This window comes from Amorphus sp. 3PC139-8, from assembly GCF_040750475.1.
Lineage (GTDB): Bacteria > Pseudomonadota > Alphaproteobacteria > Rhizobiales > Amorphaceae > Amorphus.
Genome location: NZ_JABJVY010000012.1, coordinates 144,764 through 153,999 on the forward strand (window position 1 = coordinate 144,764; position 9,236 = coordinate 153,999).

A 9,236-nucleotide genomic window follows, 5' to 3' on the forward strand; every position below is an offset into this window, starting at 1 on the left:
GGTGGGGCGTCTCTGGTGCGCCGGACGAAAAGCGAGGGCCGGTTTTTCGCGTCCCTCGGCGCGTCAGGAAAAGAGCGCGAGCCTCAGGCAATGCACATCGCGTACCTGAGGTTTCGGCGCGTCGCACCAACGAGGGCATGGTGCGATGATGGGTGAGAAGAAGAACGACAATCGGGCCGGGAGGGCGCGTCGATGATTTATTTTGTGGCCGCGGTTGCGGGCATCGCCGGCTTCCTGTTCGGCTTTGACGAGGGCGTGATCGCAGGCGCGCTGCATCTTCTGAAAGTGCAGTTCTCCATCACGCCGGTCGAGGAAGGCATGATGACGGCCGCCGTGCCGTTCGGCGCCTTGTTCGGCGCGCTGGTCGCTGGCCGGGCAGTCAGCCGCTACGGGCGCCGCGCCATGCTGCTGTTTGCCGCCGGCCTGTTCGCGCTCGGGGCGCTGTTCGCCGCGCTGGCGATCGGGGCGTGGATGCTGACGCTGGCGCGCCTGGTGCTCGGCTTTGCGATCGGCATCGCGGGGCTGGTCGCTCCGCTCTACATCTCCGAAAGCGCGCCGGCACAAAAGCGCGGCATGCTGGTCTCGATCTATCAGCTCGCCATCACCCTCGGCATTTTGGGCGCCTATCTGGTCGGCTTCGCCTTCGACGATTCCTGGCGGACGATGTTTTCCATCGGCATCATTCCGGGGCTCGCGCTGTTTGCCGGCATGATGGTCCTGCGCGACACGCCGCGCTGGCTGGCCTTGAAGGGCCGGCCGGAGGAGGCGCGGGTGGCGATGGCGAAGCTCCGAGGCGTGCCCGCCGACGATCCGCGCCTTGCCGAGGAATTTGAGGAAATCGAGGAGACCGCGGAAAGCGATGCGGGCCACGGCGGTTGGGCGGAGCTGTTCGCCCCGATGGCGCGCCCGGCGCTGATCGTCGGCATCGGCCTGTTCTTCCTGCAGCAGCTTTCCGGCATCAACGCGGTGATTTACTACGCGCCGGCGGTCTTCAAGGAGGCTGGCTTCGGCGACGCCTCGACCCAGATCCTGGCGACCGTCGGCGTCGGCATCGTCAACGTGCTCATGACGCTCGTCGGCATGGCGCTGATCGACCGGATCGGTCGGCGCAAGCTGCTGCTCGGCGGGTTCTTCTTCGCCGCGCTTGCGCTCGGGATGATCGCGATCGGCGCGGTCACGGGCGCCCAGGCGCTGGACGTCGTCGCCTTCGTCGGTCTTCTGGTCTATATCGCCGCCTTCGCCGCGAGCATCGGGCCGCTGCCCTGGGTGATGATGTCTGAGGTGTTTCCGCTCAATGTCCGTGGCCTCGGCATGAGCGTTGCCTCCATCACCAACTGGGGCTTCAACTTCATCGTGGTGTTCTCGTTTCCGGTGCTGGTCTCCACGATCGGGCTCGGGGGCGTGTTTGCGATCTACTCCATCGTCTGCGCGCTGGGGATCGCCTTCACCTTCTGGTACGTGCCGGAGACCAACGGCGTCGCGCTAGAGGACATCGAGGAGCATCTGCGCTCCGGCAAGCCGTTCCGCCAGCTTGGCAACACGGCTGCCGCGATGCCCGCCGGCCTGGCCGGGGCGGTTCGGCCATGACTCAGAAGATCTCGGAGGAGCGGGCGGAGGCGCTCTTGGAGGCGATCGTCGCCCGCAGTCCCTACCGACGGGGCCTGCAGCCGCACCTGGTGGACATCACCCGGATCGCGCTCGCCAATGCGCAATTGCGCACGGCGCTTTGCGCAATTGCCGCGCGCAGTCGCGTCGCGACCACCGGGGTGGTGACCAAGCGCGAACTCGGCGCCGAAGGCGCCACGCTTCACGCTTTCCTGGAGCATGTCTTCTTCGCCTCGCCGGGCTTTCTCTCAACCGTTGGCGAATGGCCGATCAAGGGAGCGCCCGATGGCTTGTGAAGCGACCGCCTGTGATGTGGTCATCGTCGGGACCGGGGCCGGCGGCGGCATCCTCGCCCACCAGCTCGCAAAGGCGGGCCTCAAGGTCGTGTCGCTGGAGCAGGGCGACCAGCTTCCCGAGGACTATTTCCAGACCACCGGGCGCCCTGTGCCGGCGGTGGATTTCGGCGTCGGGCCATCGACGGTCTGGCCGTCGGACCCGCACGACAGCCTGTTCGTGCATCCGCTGTTTGCTGACGGCAGCATCGGCGCCACGCCGCGCCCGGAAGGCGGCTTTCGTCACTTCCAGGTGCTCAAGGTCAACGGGCTGCAGAATCTCTGGAATGGCGTCAGCGTCCGCTTCGCCGCGCACGATTTCGCCGATTGGCCATTCGGCTACGAGACGCTTGCCGACGACTATGCCGCCGTGGAGCGCCTGATCACGGTTTGCGGCACCAAGGAGGGGATCGCGGAGCTTCCCGACGGGGAATTCGTGCCGCCCAAGCCGCTGCGGCCGGCCGACACCATGGTCGTCCAGGCGGTGAAGTCGCTGAAGGAGCCGTTCTCGCACGCGATCCCGAACCGCAAGGCGATCATCACCACGCCGGGCTCGGCGAATTCCTGCATTTCCACCGGCATCTGCACGTCGGGCTGCCCGGTCGGCGCGGTCTACAAATTCTCCGCTCGGCTTCTGCCGGAGATCGCAGGGCTCGACAGCTACGAGCTGCGCCCGAACGCGAAGGTGACGCGCGTATTGCGCGAGCCGGGCGCTCAGCAGGTGTCCGGCGTGGAATATCTCGACACCACGACCGGTGCACGCCATCGGCTTCAGGCCAAGGTCGTGGTGCTTGCGGCCGGCGCGATCGAGACGCCTCGGATTCTGTTCAACTCCGCTGACGAGGCCGATCCGAACGGGCTAGCCAACCGGTCCGATCAAGTCGGCCAGCGGCTTCAGGACAATCCGAAGTCGGTTCTGTCGACGTCGTTGTGGCGGCTGTGGCGCCACCGGCGAACCTACGATATCGGCTACGGCGATCTTCTGATCCTGATGTCGCGCGGGCGGCTGCCGAATGGCGAGGAGTTTCCCTTCATCGGCCACGCCATCCACGGTCTGCCGGATGTTCCGCACTATCTCGCGGGCATGTCGGCGTTCCCGCCGTTCATGAAGGTGCAGCTCGCCAAGGCGATGTTCCATTCCTACGTCACGCTCGGTCTTTTCTGCGCCGGCGAGGCGCGTCCGGAAAACCGGGTGCGCCCGGGTTCCACCGTCGATCGCGACGGGGTGCCCCAGGTCGCGGTCGACTTCACCACGCCGGAGACCGCGCGCCAGCAGATGGACGAGATGCTGCGCTGGGGCCGCAAGATCCTGCGCAAGGCGTCGGCGACGCAGATTTACGCCACCACCGACAACACGGGCACCGGCATCCACTATGCCGGCACCACGGCGATCTCCGATGATCCCTCAATGGGGGTGGTCGATGCCGATCTGCGCTGCCATGGGCTCGACAATCTCTATGTCTGCGATGGCGGCGTGATCCCGACCTTGCCCGACAAGCATCTGACCTTGTCGATCATGGCGCTGTCGCACCGACTCGGCCGGCACCTGACGGAACGGGTGCGCGCGGAGGACATGATCGCGGCGTAGAACGGGTCTCTGCTCGCCGGAAAGCGGCTGGGGCAGGGGATCGATGCCGGACGCTCGCGAGCGTGGTCCGTGCGGGGAGGGTGTGGAGATGGTGACGATCGCCCGGCGGGCAACCGCTTGCATTGCGATGGCGTGTCTGCTGGCGGCGGCTGCAAGCCTTCCGGCGGCGGCCCAGACGATCGAGAGCGCCTATTCCAAGATCGATTGGCAGCGGAGCTGCACCCTGGAGGACGAGTCCAACGAAGGCGATGGGGCCTGGGCCAAGGTTGTCTGTGACGGCTTTGGAAATGTGCCGGTGCGGATCACCGACGCCGACAACCGCATGTCCCTCGACTACGGCGCGGTCCAGGAGCGCGGACCGTGGGAGAGCTTCGCCGGCTTCAACCGGGTGAACGAGACCGTGGAGTGGCGGCTTGCGGACGGAACGCCGTTTGCCACCATCCACCGCTGGTTCGTGTCCGACGACGAGGGCGGCGAGCGCCAGGTGCTGGTGGTCAGCACCGTTGCGGGGCGCTGGTCGCGGGAAAGCTGCATGGTCGGCTTCGTCGACGCCAACGCGAATTCCAACGCCAACCTGATCGCGCGCGGCCTGGCGGACGCCGAAGCCCGCGGCTTCCGTTGCGGCGTCGATCGGCCGGACTATGTCGGCCAGACCACGAGCCGCTCGCCGCAGGCCACCGCCGGCCCGAACTGAGGCGGTTTCGGACCAGCCGGAAACCCGTAGGCCCGAAGCCGTGTCTCCACGGGTTTGGAGCCGATCAGCTCTTCATGGAATCGCTGAACGGCTCTAACCCATTGTTTTGACGCATTTCCGGACGGCGAACTGGTTCCCACTTCGCCTGGAAATGCTCTAGAGCGGGATGTTGTCGTGCTTCTTCCAGGGGTTCTCCAGCGTCTTATTGCGCAGGAGGCGGAGCGCCCTGGTGATACGCCGGCGGGTGGAGTGCGGCATGATCACTTCGTCGATATAGCCGCGTTCCGCCGCCACGAACGGGTTGGCGAACCGGGTCTCGTAGTCGGAGATGCGGGCGGCGATCTTCTCCGCGTCCGAGAGCTCCGAGCGATACAGAATTTCCGCGGCGCCCTTCGGGCCCATCACCGCGATCTCGGCCGTCGGCCAGGCATAGTTCACGTCGCCGCGCAGATGCTTCGACGCCATCACGTCGTAGGCGCCGCCATAGGCCTTGCGGGTGATGCAGGTGATTTTCGGCACCGTCGCCTCGGCATAGGCGAACAGCAGCTTGGCGCCGTGCTTGATCAGGCCGCCATATTCCTGGGCGGTGCCCGGCAGGAAGCCCGGCACGTCCACGAAGGTCACGATCGGGATGGAGAAGGCATCGCAGAAGCGCACGAAGCGCGCGGCCTTCCGGCTGGCGTCGATGTCCAGCACGCCGGCAAGCACCATCGGCTGGTTGGCGACGATGCCCACGGTGCGGCCTTCCATGCGGCCAAAACCGATCAGGATGTTCTTGGCGTAGCTTTCCTGGACCTCGAAGAAATCGCCCTCGTCCACGACTTTCAGGATCAGCTCCTTCATGTCGTACGGCTTGTTCGGGTTTTCCGGGATCAGCCTGTCGAGCGAGGGCTCCGTGCGCTCGGGATCGTCGAAGCAATCGATCTCGGGAATCTCCGCCACGTTGGAGGCGGGCAGGAGATCCATCAACCGGCGCACCTGCAGGAGCGTATCGACGTCGTTGTCGTACGCGCCGTCGGCGATCGAGGACTTGGTGGTGTGGATGGACGCACCGCCCAGCTCTTCCGCCGTCACCGTTTCGTTGGTGACGGTTTTCACCACGTCGGGGCCGGTGACGAACATGTAGCTCGTGTCGCGGACCATGAAGATGAAATCGGTCATCGCCGGCGAATAGACGTCGCCACCCGCGCACGGACCCATGATGACGGAGATCTGCGGGATCACGCCGGAGGCGAGCACGTTACGCTGGAACACTTCGCCGTAGCCGCCAAGCGCCGCCACGCCTTCCTGGATGCGCGCGCCGCCGGCATCGAACAGGCCGATGACCGGAACCCGATTGCGCACCGCCATGTCCTGGATCTTCACGATCTTCTGGGCGTGGGTTTCGGAGAGCGAGCCGCCGAAGACGGTGAAGTCCTTTGCGAAGACGTAGACGGTGCGGCCGTTGATGGTGCCCCAGCCGGTGACGACGCCGTCGCCGGGATATTTCGTCTTGTCCATCCCGAAGTCGGTGCAGCGGTGCTCGACGAACATGTCGAACTCTTCGAACGAGCCCTCGTCCAGAAGAACCTCCAGGCGCTCGCGCGCAGTCAGCTTGCCGCGCTTATGCTGCGCCTCGATGCGCGCTTCGCCGCCGCCAAGGCGCGCGACGCCGCGCCGTGCTTCGAGCTCGCCGAGTATCTCCTTCACGGACATCGTCCTCCCTAAAATCGAGACCGCAAATCTTTGATTGATCGCGAATAGCACGGGTGTGGCGCCCGCGCAGCCCCATTCGGTGGTTTTGGAGCTTCAGGAGAGGAGCAGATCGATCGCGCCGGCCAGATCGTCGACCTCGACAGGCTGGTGGGAAGACGGGGAGGGGACGCTCTGCGGTTTCGCCTTGCCGGAGCGCGCGAAGACGCCGGAGAGGCCAGCCTCGATGGCGGCGAGCACGTCGAACTCGTAGTCGTCGCCGATCATGGCCACCTTGTCCGGCGACAGCCCCATGTCGGCGACGGCGAGCTGAAAGAAGTCCGGCGATGGCTTGCCGAGCACGACCGGCTCCACGCCGCTCGCATAGTGAAGCGCGGCGACGAACGCTCCGACATCGAGACACGGCGCGCCGTCGCCTCCGACATAGGAGCGGTTGTTGGCGAGCGCGACGAAGGCAGCACCGTTCAGCAGGCGCCGGAAGGCCTCGTTGAGAGCCTGATAGGTGAAGCCGTCGCGGGCATCGCCGATCACGAAGGCCGGCCGGTCGCCCTCCGGCAGGTCTTCGAAGTCCTCCCGAAGCGAGGGCGCCACCAGGAAATGGGGAGCAAGGCCATTCTGGCGGAGATAGGCGCGTGCTGCGATCGAGGGGGTGAAGATCTCGTCGCGGGCCGCGTCGATCCCGAGCCTTTTGAGCTTGGCGTGAATCCCGGAGATCGGCTGGCTGGTGGTGTTGGTGAGAAAGCGGATCGGACGGCCGGACCGGCGCAGCCGAGCGAGGGCGGCGGTCGCGCCCTCAAGCGCCTGATCGCCGGTGTAGACGACCCCGCCGAGATCGATCAGCACGCCTTCGATGCTGGTCAATTCGCTCATTCCGTCCTCCCGCCTTCCGCCTCCTTGAGCAATGCAAGGGCCGCGCCGAATGCGGTGTCGCCCGGACCGCCGGCATCGATATGGTGCCAGTCGATCTCGCCGAAAACATAGCCGGTCTGGGCGCGCACCACGTTGATATCGGCATCGGAGGCATCGCCCACGCGTGCTTCCACGCGCGCCTGCAACGTGGAGAGCGAGGCCTCCAGCCAAATGCCGACGAAATCGACTCCGGCCTTTGCGGCGATGTCTTCGGCGCGTTCGCGCTCGACAGGGGCGGCGAACACGGCGTCGAACACCACGGCTTGGCCCGCTTTCAGCGCGATCGCGCCGCATTCGAGCATGTCGTCATAGACGGCGGCGGAGGATTCGCGGGTGTAGGTCTCCGGCGGCAGGCGCTCGGTGAGGGCGACGCCGGCGTGGCGCTTGCGGATGATGTCGGTGCGCAGGTGCACCGCGCCGGGCGGGCGCCCGAGGTGCGGCGCCAGATGGCGCGCCAGCGTGGTCTTACCCGTGCCGGAAAGGCCGGCGACGGCGGCGGCGCGCGCTGGAACCGGTTGCAGGAAGGCGCAGGCGGTAGCGAACGCCGCCTGGGCGTCGGCGATCGCGTCCTCGCGCTTGTCGCCTTCCAGGAAGTCGAGCCGCGCGGCCGTGACCTTGGCGCGGATTGCAGCCCGCATCATCAGGAAGAAGGGAAACGCCGCGAGGGCGGCCAGATCGCTGCGGTCGCCATGGACCGTGAGATAGCGGTTGAACACGCGCGAGGCATCCGCCTCGTGGCCGCGCCGCCAGAGGTCCATCACCAGGAAGGCGAGATCGTAGAGCAGATCGCCGGTGGCGATCCGATCGTCGAACTCCACTGCGTCAAAGAACAACGGCGCGCCGTCGATCATGGCCACGTTGCCGAGATGGCAGTCGCCATGCAGCAGCCGGATCTTGCCTTCCCGGTCGCGCGCCTCAAGCAGCGGGCGGATCGCCTCCAGGGTGGCACGGGCGCGCTGGTCGAGCTCGTCGGCGGCAGCGGGATCGAACAGCTCGGGTTTGTCGGCGAAGGAGCGGGTGTTGTCGTCGAGGTAGGACTGAAGGTCGGCGATCCAAACCGTGCCGTCGCGGGCGTCGGCATGGGCGTGCGCCTCGGCCAGCCGATCGCCGAGCTGGTCCAGCGTGTCGGGGGGAAGCGGCCCGCGCTCGGCCAGCTTGTCGAGGGTGGCCGTCTCGTCGAAGCGGCGCATGTGGACGGCCCATTCCACCGGCTGGCCGTCGCCGCCGATGGCAAGCGTGCCGTCCGACTGCCGGGTGATCGCCACCACGCCGTGATAGATCTGACCGGCATAGGCGCGGTTGACCTCCATCTCGCGCTCGCAGGCGGCCTTGCGCAGAGCGAGCGTGGAGAAGTCGAGATAGGGATAGTGGACCGCGCGTTTGATCTTGTAGGCGTCGTCGCCGGCCAGGAACACCATCGCCGCATGGGTGTCGATCCTGAGCGGTTCCGCGCCGCCATAGGTGGCTGGATCCTCAAGGAACGCGATGACGCGCCGCTGGTCGGGTTCTTTGTCGGATGATGTGGTCATGACCTCTCCTAACCAGCCTTTGGCCTCCACGAAACAGGGGCAACCGTGACGCGGGTTTGACACGGGTCAAGGCGTAGCGCACACGGCTGTCCTGGTTTCAGGTTTGATCACGAGGGGCGCAGCTGGTTCGCCCGCACACAAGAAGAGGAAGCGCATGTCCGGCGACCTGAAGAAAATTCGCCTCAACCTCGCTCGTTCCAAAGAGCATCCGAACGGCTCCAACCGGCACGGCTACGAGTTTATCGCGCCGCTCGACGAAACCGGCCACATTGACGCCGAAGCCTGGAAAAAGGTGAAGGAGCGCTGCCGTGTGCGTCGCTTCTGGGGCGACGAGGAATGGGACCTCGGCCACGTGGTCCATGGCCCGGGCGGGCGCTGGGCCTTCCGCTACGACATCGACGGCGACGAGGACGACGAAGGTGGCTACCGCTTTGCGGCGCACCCGTTCGTGCCGGGCGAATATGTCTCGATCCGCGATGACGACGGCGAAATGCACACCTTCACGGTGGTGACGGTGGAAGACGTCTGAGGAGTGGTGGTGATAGTCGGTAGGGTAAAGAAAACGGGCGCCCGCCTCGAATGGGTCGGGCGCTTTTTTACGTTGCGATAGCCCTTTTCTCCGCTCATTCCCGCGAAAGTGGGAATCCGTAGGGAATTTAATAGCCGACTCTGTGGCTGGCCGAATGGCGCTGAAGAATGAAAACGCTCGCGGGCAATTTTCGGGCCGTACATCCTGACGGATGAGCCCTATGGATTCCCGCTTTCGCGGGAATGAGCAACCGTGTCTGCTATGTGGTCGGTGCGCAGGCTGTCTCGGCGTCGCGGATGATGGCGTTGAGATGGGTGATGAGCTTGCGCATCACGGCGGTGATGGCAACTTTGAACGG

General features: G+C 65.9%; 8 protein-coding genes. 5 read left to right on the forward strand and 3 right to left on the reverse strand.

Annotated elements, in window-relative coordinates:
- The first annotated feature begins 192 nt into the window (after nt 1–192).
- From HNS03_RS13370 to HNS03_RS13385, 4 genes are all read left to right on the forward strand, one after another.
- Nucleotides 193–1,587, forward strand: coding sequence for a sugar porter family MFS transporter (locus tag HNS03_RS13370; RefSeq protein WP_367195996.1), 1,395 nt, complete (start codon nt 193–195; stop codon nt 1,585–1,587).
- Nucleotides 1,584–1,901 carry a hypothetical protein gene (locus HNS03_RS13375; RefSeq protein ID WP_367195997.1) on the forward strand — a complete coding sequence of 106 codons (318 nt, stop codon included), beginning with the start codon at nt 1,584–1,586 and terminating at the stop codon, nt 1,899–1,901. Before HNS03_RS13370 ends, HNS03_RS13375 begins: the two co-directional genes overlap by 4 nt.
- The gene (locus HNS03_RS13380) at nt 1,891–3,525 is read left to right on the forward strand and encodes a GMC oxidoreductase (protein ID WP_367195998.1); all 1,635 of its coding nucleotides are present in this window, start codon (nt 1,891–1,893) and stop codon (nt 3,523–3,525) included. The genes HNS03_RS13375 and HNS03_RS13380 overlap by 11 nt, the downstream gene beginning before the upstream one ends.
- Before the next feature lie 88 nt (nt 3,526–3,613).
- On the forward strand, nt 3,614–4,219 hold the full coding sequence (locus HNS03_RS13385; protein ID WP_367195999.1) for a hypothetical protein: 606 nt from the start codon (nt 3,614–3,616) through the stop codon (nt 4,217–4,219).
- A 156-nt stretch (nt 4,220–4,375) separates the two neighbouring features.
- Here the strand turns inward: HNS03_RS13385 and HNS03_RS13390 are convergent, their stop codons facing one another.
- From HNS03_RS13390 to HNS03_RS13400, 3 genes are all read right to left on the reverse strand, one after another.
- Nucleotides 4,376–5,908, reverse strand: coding sequence for an acyl-CoA carboxylase subunit beta (locus HNS03_RS13390; RefSeq protein ID WP_367196007.1), 1,533 nt, complete (start codon nt 5,906–5,908; stop codon nt 4,376–4,378).
- Nucleotides 5,909–6,007: 99 nt separating this feature from the next.
- Nucleotides 6,008–6,781: a TIGR01458 family HAD-type hydrolase gene (locus HNS03_RS13395; protein ID WP_367196000.1), complete on the reverse strand. Its 774-nt coding sequence runs from the start codon at nt 6,779–6,781 to the stop codon at nt 6,008–6,010.
- Nucleotides 6,778–8,349: an AAA family ATPase gene (locus HNS03_RS13400; RefSeq protein ID WP_367196001.1), complete on the reverse strand. Its 1,572-nt coding sequence runs from the start codon at nt 8,347–8,349 to the stop codon at nt 6,778–6,780. Before HNS03_RS13400 ends, HNS03_RS13395 begins: the two co-directional genes overlap by 4 nt.
- Before the next feature lie 154 nt (nt 8,350–8,503).
- Here HNS03_RS13400 and HNS03_RS13405 point away from each other — a divergent pair, with 154 nt between their 5' ends.
- The gene (locus HNS03_RS13405; RefSeq protein WP_367196002.1) at nt 8,504–8,878 is read left to right on the forward strand and encodes a hypothetical protein; all 375 of its coding nucleotides are present in this window, start codon (nt 8,504–8,506) and stop codon (nt 8,876–8,878) included.
- Nucleotides 8,879–9,236 lie beyond the last annotated feature (358 nt).

Coding starts and splice junctions, on each gene's coding strand:
- HNS03_RS13370 (WP_367195996.1), top strand. CDS start 193: ATGATTTATTTTGTGGCCGCGGTTGCGGGCATCGCCGGCTTCCTGTTC.
- HNS03_RS13375 (WP_367195997.1), top strand. CDS start 1,584: ATGACTCAGAAGATCTCGGAGGAGCGGGCGGAGGCGCTCTTGGAGGCG.
- HNS03_RS13380 (WP_367195998.1), top strand. CDS start 1,891: ATGGCTTGTGAAGCGACCGCCTGTGATGTGGTCATCGTCGGGACCGGG.
- HNS03_RS13385 (WP_367195999.1), top strand. CDS start 3,614: ATGGTGACGATCGCCCGGCGGGCAACCGCTTGCATTGCGATGGCGTGT.
- HNS03_RS13395 (WP_367196000.1), bottom strand. CDS start 6,781: ATGAGCGAATTGACCAGCATCGAAGGCGTGCTGATCGATCTCGGCGGG.
- HNS03_RS13400 (WP_367196001.1), bottom strand. CDS start 8,349: ATGACCACATCATCCGACAAAGAACCCGACCAGCGGCGCGTCATCGCG.
- HNS03_RS13405 (WP_367196002.1), top strand. CDS start 8,504: ATGTCCGGCGACCTGAAGAAAATTCGCCTCAACCTCGCTCGTTCCAAA.